We start from the raw sequence: 13,899 nt of genomic DNA, 5'->3' as shown, positions 1-13,899 counted from the left end.
GATGAACTCATACTCCTTTCGTCCGATCCATTTTATTATTTTATTTTTATCCATAATCTTTCTAGCAGCTCCTCATGTGCTTGGGTCTCCTGACCCGAGCAAACCCTGCTACGGAAAAAAGATCAAAGGAATGCAGTGTATTCCGGAAGGATATTTTATCAGGGGTAGTAATACTCACGATCCGGACGAAGCACCCGAACAAAAAATTTATATCAGCGACTTCTTCATAGATCTTTACGAAGTCACAAATGAAGACTTTAGCAAATGTATAGAAGAAGGTTCCTGCAAAGACTGCCTCTTTAACGGTACCTGCGATTATATCGGTCCCGCCTACGGTGATCTCTATCTAAAACCAAAACAGCCTGTACTTGGAGTGAGTTGGTATACTGCAAAAGAATATTGTGAATGGGTGGGTAAAAGACTTCCGACAGAAGCGGAATGGGAAAAGGCAGCCAGAGGTCCTAAAGGAAATTTATTTCCTTGGGGGAACAAACCTGCAAATTGTAAGTTAGCCGTCATCGAAGAAGACGAAAGAAAAGGTTGTGTTTATAAAAAAATCAATCCTCCAAATTTAATGCCCACTGCTCCTGTAGGAAGTAGGCCGGCAGGAGTGTATGGATTATTTGATATGGCCGGAAATTCCTGGGAATGGGTCCAAGATTGGTACTCCGAAAATTACAAAGTATGTGGAGAATCTTGCAGCGGGAAAGATCCGAAAGGACCTTGCGAAGGAGAAGATAACTGTCCGGGTTTTGATAAAAAAACCTTAAAAGGCGGATCTTGGTGGTGGCCCTCAAGTTATGCAAGGGGTTCTAAAAGAAGAGCACATGTTCCTCAAAATTATCCGGAATATCATCATTTTGGGTTCCGTTGTGCAAAAGACGCAGGTTAAAAGGCTATACAACGGACCATGCTCTTATAAACAAACGTAAGAAGCCAAAAATGGTTATGCGAAATGAAAATAAAAAATCTAAAGAAACCTATCGTTTCTCTCTTGCTGGCCCTCCTACTGGGATGTGGATCTTCCGGCCCCGACCCAATCTCTGGAACGGAAACCCCATCAACAAATTGGGAACAAGATAAAAGTCCTTATATAATTTCTAATTGGGCATTTTCTGAAATTCCCGCGGGAAATTTTTTCCACGGACATTTCCCTGTTTTACCGGGACAAAATTCTGAAAATCCTTCCGGCCAGGATTCATACAAAATAGAATCTTTCTTAGCCGCACCTTCTAATATCTCGAACTATAATCCAAAACAAAAGGATCCCTCTTTCGTATTCTTCCACTCGGTTAAAAGAAGTAAGAACGATCTGGATATATTACTTTCTGCTTATATACCTTTTTGTCCATCCGGTTGTTATCTAGGAGTAAAATCGGAAGGAAAAGAACAGATGATCGTGCCAGGAGAATCGGAAGATTCCTCCAAACCCAGGATCGTAGTCATTCCTTTCCAAAACGAAGAAGTTACTCTGGCACTACAATTATTTCCTTTCAATGGGCCAAGGAACATGATGGAAGATCCTGTAGTGGGCAGTTTTTCAGAGATACAAACCGTATATCTACTAAAAGCGCTTAGAGTATTATTATTCAGCTCCTTGGAGTTTTTTTCTTTCTTCTTTTTTGCGTTTATTTATATCAGAAGGCCCCAAGATAAATTTAATCTATCCTTTTCTCTTTTAAACTTATCTTTAGCGATCTGGTATCCTGCCTACGAAGGATGGTTCCAATATATAGTGGATTCTCCTTGGACCTGGGTGATTTTCGGATATTCTCTGGGAGCATTTCTCCCCATTTTATTTTATGAATTTACAATTGGGATTTTCCAGGCACCCAGAAATGTTCCCGGAAGAATATTACAATTTCTTTTTATTCTTCTGACTATCTGGCCTTCATTGGAATATGGGATCACAGGAGGGCACCAATACTTCGGAAAAATCGCCTTCCATATATTCTTAGTCATATTAGTATTCTTTTATATGAATACTCTATATATATTTTTCAGATATAGATGGAGTAGCATTCTTTCCTTCAGATGGGTGGTCACAGGTTTAATTTTAGTTGCGGTATCGTCTTTTTATACTGTTCTAAGTTTTGCAGGTTTCGGCCAGGCACAACCCTGGGTGAATGAAAGTTTTTTAGGCCTAACATTATTATTCAGCTTAGCTCTCGCCAAAAGATACGCGGAAGTTTTTAGAGCATTAGAAAAATCGGAAGGTAAACTTAAATCCTTAAACGAATCCTTAGAAACAAAGGTGGAAGAAAGAACTCAAATTATAGAACTCCAAAAAGCGGAACTTGTACAAAAAGGAAGAATTTTAGCGAAAGATCTTTCTATTGCAGGAAAGATCCAGAATGCACTTCTACCTAGAGAACTTCCAGTTATACCGAATGCAAAGATCTCATATAGATACAAACCGATGATGGAGATAGGGGGAGACTTATTGGATGTGATCTATGATCCTTCTACAAGTTCTTTAGGAATGTTCATCGGAGATGTCACCGGCCATGGAGTTTCCGCCGCACTTTTAGCATCCATGTTAAAAATGACCCTGGGAGATTGGTCCATTCTTTTGCAAGATCCATCTTCTCTTCTTTTACATATTCGTAATCAATTCGAAGGAAAACTAGATGGTCATTTTATCACTGCAACCTTAGTGACCGTGGATCTCAGATCAGGCAAAACATTGATCGCGAATGCAGGACATCCGGAGTGTCTTGTTTTAAGAAAAGGTGGAGTAGTGGAATTTTACAGACCTAAAGGTGTCGCAATTTACGAAGCAATCCCAACCACTTACCAAACGGAATCAGTGGATTTGCGACCCGGAGACAAGGTAGTTTTATACACAGATGGAATTCCTGATTCCAGAAATACGGAAGGAGAATTTTTCGGAGAAGATCGTTTGTCTGATTTACTTAGAAAAAATTCCGATCAATCTCCCGAAGATCTCTGTGACTCAGTCATTCATGGTGTGCAAGCATTCCAAGGGGAATTTCAAAACCAAGATGATATGGCTTTATTAGTCGTGGAATACTTAGGTTAATTTAATTGGAGCCTATGTTTTTCCAGCGGATCCGGGCTTTATTAAGTTTCTGAAAAGTTTTTTCACATTCCAGATGCCTAGAAAGTTTAATAGATCCTTCTTCCAGATCCCTACATTCTGAATCTCTCCAATTGATGGAAAATATTCGAATAGAAATTTTTCCGACTATATCCTTTTTTTCTAATGGAGGATAGAAGATAGGGACAATCCCATAGGTCCGATTATCTTCCAAGGCTACATATTGATCGTTGCCCAGAGTGATAACTTTGAATGGAAAATATAAAAAAAGAGAAAAAACAGACTGGGGATTTTCTTGAGAATAAACAGTTTTATAAGTTTTTCCTAAATTCGTTTCATCCAGGGAATGATTCAGATTAGTCCTTTCTCCATTCTCATCCAGATTTACAAAATCACGATTGAATTCTCCGGAGCGGATTGGTATCCCATTCACAAAAATTTCAGTCAAAGCAGGAAGATTTTCCTGGGAATATTTATAAGAAACCGTATCTCGAGGCAAACCAATAATTCGAGAAGGAAGAATTACATTTTCTTCCGTTCTTTTTAAGATTGGCTCTCCTCTTTTCAGTTCAAAACCCGATTTTTGGACTATGACAAAATCTCCTCTTTGAAAATTAGGCTCCATCGAATCCGATCTGATTTCATAAACGTCTATCCAGAATTCTCTTACAAGTTTGGTTCCGAAATACGAAACCGCCATTGAGAACATTAGAAAAGCAGCAAATATGTAAATTTTTCCGTAAGGAAAGAATAAGAAAAAATTTTTCTCTTCTTCGTATTTAAAATAACTCTTTCGGGTGAAATAGAAAAGTGCAAATGGATAAACAAATATTCCTAATACAAAAATCCAAAAGAGTAAATATGATAAAAAACCTCCGCCTAAAAATCGAAAGAGAGATAAAATTAAAATAGGAGAAAAATAAACAACCGAGGTCAAAATAACGGAAGAGCGAATATCTTTTAAGATCCAAAAGCCGGTCGGTGGTAAGAACAGATTTAAAATAAAAGAAAAAGTAAATCTCACTGAAGAAAAGACGGCAAAAGAAGAGAATATCTTCTTCCTAAAAGATTCAGGCACGGCTTGGTTCCGTAATTTTTAAGGAAAGTAAGGAATTTGCATATTTAGGTAAATGTAGATCTTCTGCGAGTTTTGAAGCTTCATTCAAATAAGAATTAATTAGATCGGAGATCTGTCTTTCTAATTGTATCTCTTCTAAAAGTCCTAAAATTTCCCGTTTTTTATCCCTTTTCCAATCTTGCCTTTTGTCTTCCGGAAGGAAATAGATCATAGAAGATATATCTTCATTCTCCAAATCCTCGCTTAGATCCTGATAATCATCCAAAAGTCTCCAAGCCACTCCAAAAAATTCATACATTCTTCTTACATGTTCTGCTTGGTCTTTAGAAAAGAAAGACCTGGCAAGTAAGTAGGGCTGTAAGGACCAAATTCCCATTTGAGAACGAAATCTAGAAAGATGAGCCTCTAAACTTTCTGCAATTCCTAGATCTACGATGGATTTGAAATATCTATCTATGAACTCCTCTGCGATCAAAACACCGTCATGCACTTCTCTACCGAATAATTTGCTGGATTGTGCGTATCTGGTCCATGCCTCTGTCCTAAGTTGCAGAATGATATGATTCGCTCTTAATGAGCCGTCTGTTAAATGATCGTCCAGAGAATGAAGTAATAACGCAGAAGAATGAGATTCTAGAAGTAAGGTGAGCCAAGGATTTTCCCAAGGCAAAGCATGAGCGGATTCGTTAATCCAATATAAAATGGAATAACTTGGACTATAATATTTTCTTAAAAAATTAAATCCTTCCGTTACGCTATTTTGGGAATATTTATATAAGAATAAGACTGCCTCCGTTCTGAGAGAAATTGGCAATCCATAACAAATACTTAAAGCAGAACGATTCAGTAACTTGCAGAATTCTTCCGCCTCTCCGTGGTTATCCGAAAGACCGAAATCAAGCCTTTGCATGGCCACATATTGGAGAATTTTCTTTTTTTTACCATTTATTTAATTTCTTCTAAGAAATTTTTGTGATAAATAAGGTTTTTTGAAGATTCTTTCCCGAAACAATATTCCATTTTAGTATTTTAGAATTTAATAACGGTTTTACCCCAATCCAGGTAAGCAGTTTTTCGAACATTGAATATATTAATGGATTATGTCCCTTATTTTAGCGAGGAGTTCGAAAAACATACGTTATACTCCTTGTTAATCGAAATTCAATATTCTTAAGATTATAAAATCGGAATGCAGATTCCGCAATTTTCATAATATTGTTCTTGCGAATTTTAAATCCAAAACAGATTTTCCTGAGATCGGTGGGAAATAGTTTGAGAACTTTTTTAGATTTTGTTCATACGGAAAAAGCAAATCACCCTCAATTCATGCTTAGCATACAAAAAGAAGATCCGAATCTTTTGCAAAATTGGTTCCAAACGATAGGATATGATGTTTCTACTTGGGAATGTTCCAAGGTGATTGAAACATTTAAGACCACAGCAAGTCATAAAACAAAGGACGCGAGAACTTCCAACATCCATTAAAATTTTATAATAGATGGCCCAAAGGTCATGGAAGCATATAATTGGTTTTCAGATCGCTATCCCGAATAATATCTGTAGCTGAGCTCCATATGGATTCTGATGAGACCGAGCTTCCTTTTCAGGTTCTTGCCAATCTTTTTGTAATTGTCTATAGTCCCAACTTGTATTGGTGCCATAAGAACCTCTTTGTTCATGAGTGGTTCTTTCCGGATAAAATAGGATATTCCCTCCTACATGGATAAAAAATCCGGAAGTAAAAATATATCTAAAGCCTGCCCCCGCAGAAAGGAAAAGTTTTTGTTGGGAAATATTCCAAGAGTAGTCCCTATAATTCCCGCTCGGAACATAGGTCTCCGTTTTTCTTTGTTTTTCAGAATAAGTTTCCAACCCTCCCCCTGCTGCAAAATAATAAGGGCCGGAAAAAGGGAACCATTCCATCTGAAGAGCTAATTGTCTTTGGATCTTTTCCGAATTTGTAAGAGTGAATATTCCGGAAAGATCGGTTTGTACACCATTTACATCCAAATCAAATCTTTGGATCACTCTTTGTTCCTGCCACTGGAAAGAAGTAGCCAATTTAGAAGAAAATTGGATCCCTGAACCGAACCAACTCAGACCGTTTGCAGTAAAACCTCCAATAAAGAATTTTCTCGAACTTCTTCTTCCGGCCTGCTCCAATTCACCTGGAACAGGAGCAAGATCATTATTCCCCTGGGCGAAAGCCGCAGGTGCAATTAATAAGAAGAATACGAAAAAAAGTTTTTGAACGAGTTTTTGTTTCATACGGGTCCGTCCAGCCGAGCCAGGATTCCAAATTTCTTTGGAAAGGTCAAGCTACTCGGAGGAGACGTAAACAGTTCCGCCTTTATTCAAAAATTCTTCCGATTTTTCTTTGAGCCCTTCTTCCATGGCCTTCTCGTCCGAAATCCCTTTCTCTTCCGCGTATTTTCTAAGTTCCTGGGTTAGATGCATGGAGCAGAAATGAGGTCCGCACATTGAACAAAAATGCGCAGTTTTCATTCTATCCTGAGGAAGTGTCTCATCATGAAATGATTGAGCAGTATCCGGATCCAAGGAAAGTGCAAATTGATCATCCCATCTGAATTCAAATCTTGCCTTACTCAACAGATCATCTCTTTCTTTTGCACCGGGATGTCCTTTTGCAAGATCGGCCGCATGCGCAGCGATCTTATAAGCGATCACACCTTGTTTTACATCTTCTTTGTCAGGAAGTCCCAAATGTTCTTTTGGAGTTACATAACAAAGCATAGCAGTTCCATGCCAACCAATCATCGCAGCACCAATTGCAGAAGTGATATGATCATAACCCGGGGCAATATCAGTCACCAGAGGCCCTAATGTATAAAATGGGGCCTCTTTACAAATTTCCATCTGTAAGTCGACATTCTCTTTGATCTTATCCAATGGAACATGTCCAGGACCTTCTATCATTACTTGGATATCTTCTTTCCAAGCAATTTGAGTAAGTTCTCCTAATGTTCTTAATTCCGAGAATTGTGCCTCGTCGTTTGCATCTGCAATACTTCCCGGACGTAAACCGTCACCCAAGGAAAAGGACACTCCATATTTTTTCATCACCTTGCAGATTTCTTCAAAGCCGGTGTATAGGAAATTTTCCTGGTGATGGGCGAGACACCATTTTGCAATGATAGAACCGCCTCTGGAAACAATACCTGTCACTCTTTTAGAAGTCATTGGGATATATCTGAGAAGAACTCCGGAGTGAATGGTGAAATAATCCACACCTTGTTCCGCCTGCTCTTCTAATGTTTCCAAAAATACGGAAAGACTTAAATTTTCGGCCTTACCTTTTACTTTCTCCAAGGCCTGGTAGATCGGAACGGTACCGATCGGAACAGGAGAATTACGAATGATCCATTCTCTGGTCTCGTGGATATTTTTTCCTGTGGAAAGATCCATCACTGTATCGGCTCCCCACTTGATTGACCACCTCAACTTCTCCACTTCTTCTTCAATGGAAGAAGAAAGAGCAGAGTTACCGATATTTGCGTTAATTTTTACTAGGAAGTTTTTGCCGATGATCATTGGTTCTAATTCGGGATGATTTTTATTAGAAGGAATGATCGCTCTTCCTCTCGCGATCTCACTTCTTACAAATTCAGGATCCATTCCTTCCCTAAGCGCCACATATTTCATTTCTTCGGTTATCAATCCCTGTTTTGCGAAATACATTTGAGAATGATTTTGAACCGGAGAAGGACCCGAATTCCTTTTTTGGATCCATTCTCCCCTAAGTTTAGGAATTCCAGCCTTCCAATCGGAAGGATTCCATCCATCTTTCCAAGGACCTTCCGTAGTATAAGCGCTGTAAACGGACCCGTTGCTTAAGCGTATCTCTTTTCGAGGTATTTCGAATGGAGTTGTAGTTTGATTGGATTCCATAATGTTTCTCCCATGTCGGGGGAAATTCCGGAATCTGAAATATGAGGAAAAGAAAAAGGACGCGGGAAGAAGTCCATGCGAAATTTGTAATCTTTCGCGGACCTATATCTCGAACGTTTGTTTTTTTCCGTTTCCCTTCGCAGGCATTATCCTGATCAGGTTCCGGGGACTCTCTCAGAGACTTTTGGTCCCACCCCCAACGGTTCTTCTCCATTGGATTCCTAAATTCTAGTCTTGCAAGGAGTTTTTCCGAAACTTCTCACTTGAATTCGTGAGAAAGAACTCACTGATTTTTCTCAAAGTTTAAAAATCAAAATGAACGAACGGACGTTAAGATTCGCGCGAACGGGGAAGTGAATATTTATTTTTTACAACAAATGTTCAAAATAAAATCCTATATAACGGACTTTTTTATTTTATCCAGAATATCTGTTTGACACCCAGGTCCGCATCGATATTGTCCTGTCCAATGCTTGGGCCCCACTATAGACATAAATGGTCCAGGTGAAAAATCACTCTACTATACGAAAAGTTTAAGGAGCTATTTAAATGGTTCGTAACATCACGAAAGCTTTGCTAGTTTTCGCCGTACTATGTTCTTCATTCGGCTTAAGCGCAAAGTCTTACATCACTGGAGGCCTCGGTCTCCAATTTGACCTTGGATCATTGGGCGATACAATTGCAACCGACGGTTTGGATTCTTCCACTAACTATAGCACTACTGCTACTGATGGAACTCCGGGAGCGCTTCCTCGTCGCGCAATCATCCCTGAAAACCGTCTGTTAAGTTTGCAACACACAACAATGGGATTAATCAGCGCTAAAACCAGTGGAGCAATGACCGGTCTCGTTATGTCCTTAGGATATGAGCAAGACTTCGGAAAAGCTTTTTTCTGGAGAGTGAATGCACACTACACTCGTAAGGTTATGGGTGGAGATACTAATGCAAAATTTTTAGGACAAGGGTTCTATGATATCACTTGGGACTACCATGCAGTTCAAGTTCCAGTTAACGTAGGTATCAAACTTTCTGTAACTGAAGATACATCTTTCTATATTGGAGCAGGGGTTCACTACTTCAACGGTGGATGGAGTTTAGCAGGAAGCAACCGCTTAAGTTCTGTTCATGACGCTCTTGTTGCAGCAGGTGTTAGTAGCACTACCCTCTTGGGACTGGTTGCTGATGGAACTAACCCTCCTGCGAACTGGGAAAAAACAACATTCCAAGTTTCTGGAGTTGCTCCAAACTGGTTGATCGGAGCTCAATCTAGAATTTCCGACAAAGGTCATATCTATATGGAAGTTGAAACTCTATTCTCCTTCAAATATGGTATTGCTCACCCAAGATCAGAAGGTGGAGCACAAGGTTTAGCGCCTTCCGTTGCTTATCCTCAAGTTCTTGGTGGAAACCAGTACAGATTCGGATACAAACACGAGATCTAATCAAAGATCTTTGTTTGGATGCAAAGGCTCTCCAAAAGGAGGGCCTTTTTTATTTTCTCACCTTTTTTAAAACGTTAGTTTTCTTCCTAAATTAATAAGCGAAATATAAGTTTCCCTATCCCCAAGGGAATAAATGCCTTTTGAAAATTTTATCACATAACAATCATGTAATACGTAATAACTAAAAAAAGATGGCTCTTCTGAGGTGTTTCCTTTCCCAGTGAAAATGTATTAAAACTCAGCTTGGAGACAGTTCATGATACAAACCACCAGCAGAATATTTCTGATCCTTCTATTCCTAATACCTGGAATCTATTTAAACGCAAAATCATATGTGATGGGTAGTGCAGGACTACAATTTGATTTGGGGGATTTAGGAGGCACTATCTCCACTGATGGTTTGGATTCTTCCACTAATTACAAAGCTACTGCGACGGATGGAACTCCAGGAGCACTTCCTCGACTTGCCGTCATTCCGGAAAATCGTCTACTTACATTACAACATTCTTCCGCTGGTTTGATCAGTGCTAAAACAAACGGCGCAATGACCGGGCTTACTCTTTCCTTAGGATATGAGAGCGATTTTGGAAAAGCTTTCTTCTGGAGAATAAATGCACATTATACTCGCAAAATCATGGGCGGAGATACTGAAGCGAAATTTGCAGGACAATCTTTCTATCATATGACCTGGGACTATAATGCTATCCAAATTCCAGTAAACGTTGGGATCAAACTTTCCGTTTCAGAAGATGCTGCAATTTATATCGGAGCAGGAGTTCATTACTTCAAAGGTGGATGGAGTTTAGCCGGACATAACCGTTTGAATGATGTACATGAATTTTTGGTAAATGCAGGTATTACGGATACTACTGTTCTAGGCTTAGTTGCAGATGGAACAGCCCCTTCCGCGAATTGGGAAAACACAAAATTTAATGTTTCTGGAATCGCTCCGAACTGGCTCATGGGAGCCCAAGCAAGGATCTCAGACAAGGGGCATATCTATATGGAAATGGAAACGTTATTTTCCTTTCAATATGGAATCGCTCATCCAAGCTCAGAAGGTGGAATTGTAGGCTTAGCACCAAGTGTCGCCTATCCTCAAGTTTTAGGCGGAACCCAATATAGATTCGGTTATAAACACGAGATCTGAGTTAAACTAAATCTGTTCTTCCCAAGAGTGGCACAAACTTCACAGGCAATCGATTCGTTTCTTCAAATCGATTCTGTCTTTTTTTTAGTGTAAGAAGTAGTTGGACTTCTTCTTTCCATTCTACCGGAAGAACTGCGATCCCTTCTTCCGGAAGAGATTCGAAAACCAAACTTCCTGGTCCCGGAATTTTTGGAAAACATGCGGAAGATACAAACTTGGAAAATTTTCCTTTTGTTTTAGTAAGTAGTAACGCGTCTCCGAGTAGGATCTTATTTCTTTTCGTAAATCCAGGAGACCAACTTTCTAAAACTCCCAAGGATCTTTCATATAATTCAGGAACGATCTCCAAAGAGAGAAGTTTCGCTCCGAGCAAATCCAAAATTGCAGCCAAATATCCGGAACCTGTGCCTATTTCTAAAATTGTATCCCCGGATCTTACCTGGAGTTGGTTAGCGATATAAGCTACTATATATGGTTGGGAAATAGTCTGTTCTTCCCCGATCGGAACTGCTTTGTCTTCGTAGGAATATTCTCTGGTTTGTTCAGGAAGGAAAATATGCCTGGGAACTTTTAGAAATGCAGAAAGTAAATTCGGGTCCTTGATCCCTCTTTCAGAGATTTGTGTTCGGACCATTCTCTCTCTTGCAAGAACAGTCCCCGCATCATCAAATTTGGAGACGAAGCCTAAATCAGGATTTTCCATTGACGTATAGGCCCTGCTCAGTATTTTGGTACTGGGTTCGGCTTTGTAGCTCAGTCGGTAGAGCAGAGGACTGAAAATCCTTGTGTCGGCAGTTCGATTCTGCCCGAAGCCAAAACCCTCTTATCCGTTCTTCCTTTCCTCTCCCAGTTTCCATAATTCTGTAAATACCAGATCTTCTACTTGTTTACAAAGTTCGGGCTTATATAATTTTTTCACCGGCGGTTTAGGATATATATGTATCTCATCCGTGTCCGGTATATATGTAAGCATCCGTAAAATCTGGTCCTCCCCTTCGATCTCGTACATCGTGTAGGACATCCCCTTAGCTGGGATGATTTGAGAAGTTTCCAAGTATTTCATGATTCTACTGCTCTATCAAGTATAGATCTTTTGGAAAGAGATTTATTCTTCCTTGCAAAGGGCAATCGCCGTTGGAGTTCCAACATACCTATTCCTCATAAAGCTATATGTTAAAAAGCTTGTACTAAAAAGCCTTTTCATATAATCTTTCCCAATGACTCGGTCCTCTCTTAGAACTGACGGGGCTTTTCTTGTCGGGATCACTGGGATGATCGGTGGTGGGAAATCCACTGCGACCCGTATCCTAGAAGAATTGGGCGGAGTAAGGATCAGCGCTGACGAGATTGCACGTAAATATACGGATCCGGACAGCCCGATCTCTAAGGAACTGATCGATTCCCTGGGACCGGAAATTTTGGATGAGTCCGGCAAGATAGATCGTAAAAGGATCGCAAAGTTGGTGTTCGGAAGCCCCGAAAAACTGAAGATCCTAAACTCTTTGACCCATCCAAGGATACGTAAGGAGTTTTTAGAAGTCCTGGGCAGCCTGAAACAAGGTGACCTGGTATTGTGGGAAGTCCCACTTCTATTCGAAACGGACTCTTACACTCTTTGTGACGCAACGGTTTGTGTGATCTCGGACCCGGAAGTTTCTTTAAACAGAACGGTCGAAAGGGACGGGATCAGCAGAGAAGAAGCGGAAGCCAGGGCAAAAAGCCAGCTTTCACTTCAGGAAAAAGCAAAGAAGGCCGACTATTCCATTAAGAACACAGGGGATTTGCAGGACCTTCGTAAAGAATGCGAATATTTGTACGCTGAGTTAAAAGGAAGAATGAAATGAAGGAAAAAATTTTCTACGTCATCAATCTGGACAATAAAAGGATCTCCCTACTCTCTCTATTTTTAGTGGGACTTCTTTTTTCATTCTTCTTCTTAGGAGTTTCCGTAGGTAGAAAGAGAGGCCAAGTGCAAGACGACCTGGCTCTGAACTCCAATAGAGATAATATACAATCCTTATCTTCTTCCACCGTGAACCAAGCGATGGAAGAATCATCCGTAACTTCTACGATTAAAAAAGAAGAAGAAGTTAAATTTAGAAATCTTCCTCCCGGTGCGGAAGTTGTAGATCTAAGATCTGAAGTTTCTCCTGCAAAAAAAGAAGAACCATCTAAGATAGAAGTAGAAGCTCCATCTTCTTCTCATCCGGAGAAAAAATTAGTCCGGAAAGAAAAGGAATCTAAAAAATCAGTTCACACTTCTCCTCGTAAGGCGACGGTTCACAAGGCTGATAACGATTTTTTTGTTCAAGTAGCTGCATTTAAAACCAAAGAAAAGGCGGATGAACTCAAGTCGTCTTTAGGTGGGAAGTCCTACGTGAAAAAAACCAAAAATGGTTATTTTACTGTTCGTATGGGAAATTTTCCGTCCAAAGAAGACGCTGAAAAATCCATGAAAAAACTTCCTGGTAATTTGAAAGAAAACGCTTTGGTCTCTAAGGAATAATTTTTTTTCCATATTCTGTCGGCCGATCTTCTATATTTTTTCAATTGACCTAGGAACCGTGAAACCTCAAGTTCGTTGTTAACAGAAATGGATCTGAAAGAACTCGAACCAGTTCGTCTTGCCGTCGTCAGATCCACAATCGAAAGATTGCGTCATACATATTCGGATCTTTTAACCTCGATTAAGGGATACGACGGAATCCCAGGCTTCTTCGAAAACAATCTCTACGCTCCCACCAATAAGGAAGAAAGAGACAATGCACTCGAAAGTTTGTACGAAAAATTAAAAACTGTCGCCGGTAAGGCGATGACAGACAATATCCATCAGATTATTCTACTAAACAAACTCACTGACTCTTTGGATTTTGACACCGCAAAAGTGATCATTGAAAACAATCTCATGGAGAACGGAGTGATCCCTCAAGAAAATCTTTACGCTGCATTAGGTGCAGCAGGCAGATTCGAGGATAGAAGGACACAGATCGGAATGGTAGGAGATACTCTAAAGTTTTTCTTCTCTCTTTCCAAACTTCCCATGGTAAAACTCATCATGGCACCGATCAAAGTTGCAGCATCTATGGTAGGAGCCACTTCTTTGGTAGATACTATGGAAGCAGGCTATAATCTATCTTCAAAGATCAAAGATTTACAACCATTCATTGATTCATTTATAGATAGAGAAAACAGACTTTTAGGTAAACTGATCAACGGCGAAAAACACGAGCCGATCCAATTTTAATTTTTCCAAAGAAC

Annotated in this window: 14 protein-coding genes, 1 tRNA gene and 1 riboswitch; of the genes, 9 read left to right on the top strand and 6 right to left on the bottom strand. The window is 39.8% G+C overall.

From position 1 onward, the window contains the following. The first annotated feature begins 1 nt into the window (after nucleotide 1). Both EHO65_RS19535 and EHO65_RS19530 read left to right on the top strand, forming a co-directional pair. On the top strand, nucleotides 2–892 hold the full coding sequence (locus tag EHO65_RS19535) for a formylglycine-generating enzyme family protein (RefSeq protein ID WP_135776213.1): 891 nt from the start codon (nucleotides 2–4) through the stop codon (nucleotides 890–892). Nucleotides 893–955: 63 nt separating this feature from the next. Continuing rightward, nucleotides 956–3,043 (top strand): PP2C family protein-serine/threonine phosphatase, encoded by a 2,088-nt coding sequence (locus EHO65_RS19530; protein ID WP_135776212.1) that lies wholly within the window; start codon nucleotides 956–958, stop codon nucleotides 3,041–3,043. Nucleotide 3,044: 1 nt separating this feature from the next. Here EHO65_RS19530 and EHO65_RS19525 read toward each other — a convergent pair whose 3' ends face one another. Continuing rightward, nucleotides 3,045–4,139 (bottom strand): S26 family signal peptidase, encoded by a 1,095-nt coding sequence (locus EHO65_RS19525; protein ID WP_135776211.1) that lies wholly within the window; start codon nucleotides 4,137–4,139, stop codon nucleotides 3,045–3,047. After that, nucleotides 4,132–5,049 carry a class 1 isoprenoid biosynthesis enzyme gene (locus EHO65_RS19520; RefSeq protein ID WP_208744167.1) on the bottom strand — a complete coding sequence of 306 codons (918 nt, stop codon included), beginning with the start codon at nucleotides 5,047–5,049 and terminating at the stop codon, nucleotides 4,132–4,134. Before EHO65_RS19520 ends, EHO65_RS19525 begins: the two co-directional genes overlap by 8 nt. A 362-nt stretch (nucleotides 5,050–5,411) precedes the next feature. Between EHO65_RS19520 and EHO65_RS19515 the strand changes: the two genes are divergently transcribed. Next, a complete protein-coding gene (locus tag EHO65_RS19515; RefSeq protein WP_135776209.1) occupies nucleotides 5,412–5,624 on the top strand; it encodes a hypothetical protein in 213 nt (70 codons plus the stop codon). Nucleotides 5,625–5,672: 48 nt separating this feature from the next. On the opposite strand, the gene EHO65_RS19510 is transcribed toward EHO65_RS19515, so the two are convergent. Both EHO65_RS19510 and thiC read right to left on the bottom strand, forming a co-directional pair. Further along, nucleotides 5,673–6,407, bottom strand: coding sequence for a hypothetical protein (locus EHO65_RS19510; RefSeq protein ID WP_135776208.1), 735 nt, complete (start codon nucleotides 6,405–6,407; stop codon nucleotides 5,673–5,675). A gap of 51 nt (nucleotides 6,408–6,458) precedes the next feature. Next, nucleotides 6,459–8,048 carry a phosphomethylpyrimidine synthase ThiC gene (thiC, locus tag EHO65_RS19505; protein WP_135776207.1) on the bottom strand — a complete coding sequence of 530 codons (1,590 nt, stop codon included), beginning with the start codon at nucleotides 8,046–8,048 and terminating at the stop codon, nucleotides 6,459–6,461. 115 nt (nucleotides 8,049–8,163) lie between these two features. Beyond that, nucleotides 8,164–8,256, bottom strand: a riboswitch (TPP riboswitch). Nucleotides 8,257–8,597: 341 nt separating this feature from the next. On the opposite strand from thiC, the gene EHO65_RS19500 reads away from it, so the two are divergent. Then, complete coding sequence (locus EHO65_RS19500; protein ID WP_135776206.1) at nucleotides 8,598–9,491, top strand: porin OmpL1; 894 nt, start codon at nucleotides 8,598–8,600, stop codon at nucleotides 9,489–9,491. 256 nt (nucleotides 9,492–9,747) lie between these two features. Next, the gene (locus EHO65_RS19495; RefSeq protein WP_135776205.1) at nucleotides 9,748–10,641 is read left to right on the top strand and encodes a porin OmpL1; all 894 of its coding nucleotides are present in this window, start codon (nucleotides 9,748–9,750) and stop codon (nucleotides 10,639–10,641) included. A gap of 1 nt (nucleotide 10,642) precedes the next feature. Here the strand turns inward: EHO65_RS19495 and EHO65_RS19490 are convergent, their stop codons facing one another. After that, nucleotides 10,643–11,344, bottom strand: coding sequence for a protein-L-isoaspartate O-methyltransferase family protein (locus EHO65_RS19490; RefSeq protein WP_135776204.1), 702 nt, complete (start codon nucleotides 11,342–11,344; stop codon nucleotides 10,643–10,645). 39 nt (nucleotides 11,345–11,383) lie between these two features. Here EHO65_RS19490 and EHO65_RS19485 point away from each other — a divergent pair. Further along, nucleotides 11,384–11,456, top strand: a tRNA-Phe gene (locus EHO65_RS19485). Between the two features lie 8 nt (nucleotides 11,457–11,464). Here the strand turns inward: EHO65_RS19485 and EHO65_RS19480 are convergent. Further along, nucleotides 11,465–11,704: a hypothetical protein gene (locus tag EHO65_RS19480; protein WP_008593308.1), complete on the bottom strand. Its 240-nt coding sequence runs from the start codon at nucleotides 11,702–11,704 to the stop codon at nucleotides 11,465–11,467. Between the two features lie 154 nt (nucleotides 11,705–11,858). Between EHO65_RS19480 and coaE the strand changes: the two genes are divergently transcribed. From coaE to EHO65_RS19465, 3 genes are all read left to right on the top strand, one after another. After that, on the top strand, nucleotides 11,859–12,485 hold the full coding sequence (gene coaE, locus EHO65_RS19475; RefSeq protein WP_135776203.1) for a dephospho-CoA kinase: 627 nt from the start codon (nucleotides 11,859–11,861) through the stop codon (nucleotides 12,483–12,485). Then, complete coding sequence (locus EHO65_RS19470; RefSeq protein WP_135776202.1) at nucleotides 12,482–13,147, top strand: SPOR domain-containing protein; 666 nt, start codon at nucleotides 12,482–12,484, stop codon at nucleotides 13,145–13,147. The genes coaE and EHO65_RS19470 overlap by 4 nt, the downstream gene beginning before the upstream one ends. A gap of 87 nt (nucleotides 13,148–13,234) precedes the next feature. Then, nucleotides 13,235–13,885, top strand: coding sequence for an FFLEELY motif protein (locus EHO65_RS19465; RefSeq protein WP_135776201.1), 651 nt, complete (start codon nucleotides 13,235–13,237; stop codon nucleotides 13,883–13,885). The last annotated feature ends 14 nt before the right edge of the window (nucleotides 13,886–13,899 follow it).

The sequence above is a fragment of the Leptospira andrefontaineae genome (genome assembly GCF_004770105.1).
GTDB classification, from domain to species: domain Bacteria; phylum Spirochaetota; class Leptospiria; order Leptospirales; family Leptospiraceae; genus Leptospira_B; species Leptospira_B andrefontaineae.
The sequence above is the reverse complement of the archived record's forward strand: the minus strand, read 5'-3'. Positions and strand labels throughout refer to the sequence as shown.

Coding starts and splice junctions, on each gene's coding strand:
- EHO65_RS19535 (WP_135776213.1), top strand. CDS start 2: ATGAACTCATACTCCTTTCGTCCGATCCATTTTATTATTTTATTTTTA.
- EHO65_RS19530 (WP_135776212.1), top strand. CDS start 956: ATGAAAATAAAAAATCTAAAGAAACCTATCGTTTCTCTCTTGCTGGCC.
- EHO65_RS19520 (WP_208744167.1), bottom strand. CDS start 5,049: ATGCAAAGGCTTGATTTCGGTCTTTCGGATAACCACGGAGAGGCGGAA.
- EHO65_RS19510 (WP_135776208.1), bottom strand. CDS start 6,407: ATGAAACAAAAACTCGTTCAAAAACTTTTTTTCGTATTCTTCTTATTA.
- thiC (WP_135776207.1), bottom strand. CDS start 8,048: ATGGAATCCAATCAAACTACAACTCCATTCGAAATACCTCGAAAAGAG.
- EHO65_RS19500 (WP_135776206.1), top strand. CDS start 8,598: ATGGTTCGTAACATCACGAAAGCTTTGCTAGTTTTCGCCGTACTATGT.
- EHO65_RS19495 (WP_135776205.1), top strand. CDS start 9,748: ATGATACAAACCACCAGCAGAATATTTCTGATCCTTCTATTCCTAATA.
- EHO65_RS19490 (WP_135776204.1), bottom strand. CDS start 11,344: ATGGAAAATCCTGATTTAGGCTTCGTCTCCAAATTTGATGATGCGGGG.
- EHO65_RS19480 (WP_008593308.1), bottom strand. CDS start 11,704: ATGAAATACTTGGAAACTTCTCAAATCATCCCAGCTAAGGGGATGTCC.
- coaE (WP_135776203.1), top strand. CDS start 11,859: ATGACTCGGTCCTCTCTTAGAACTGACGGGGCTTTTCTTGTCGGGATC.
- EHO65_RS19470 (WP_135776202.1), top strand. CDS start 12,482: ATGAAGGAAAAAATTTTCTACGTCATCAATCTGGACAATAAAAGGATC.
- EHO65_RS19465 (WP_135776201.1), top strand. CDS start 13,235: ATGGATCTGAAAGAACTCGAACCAGTTCGTCTTGCCGTCGTCAGATCC.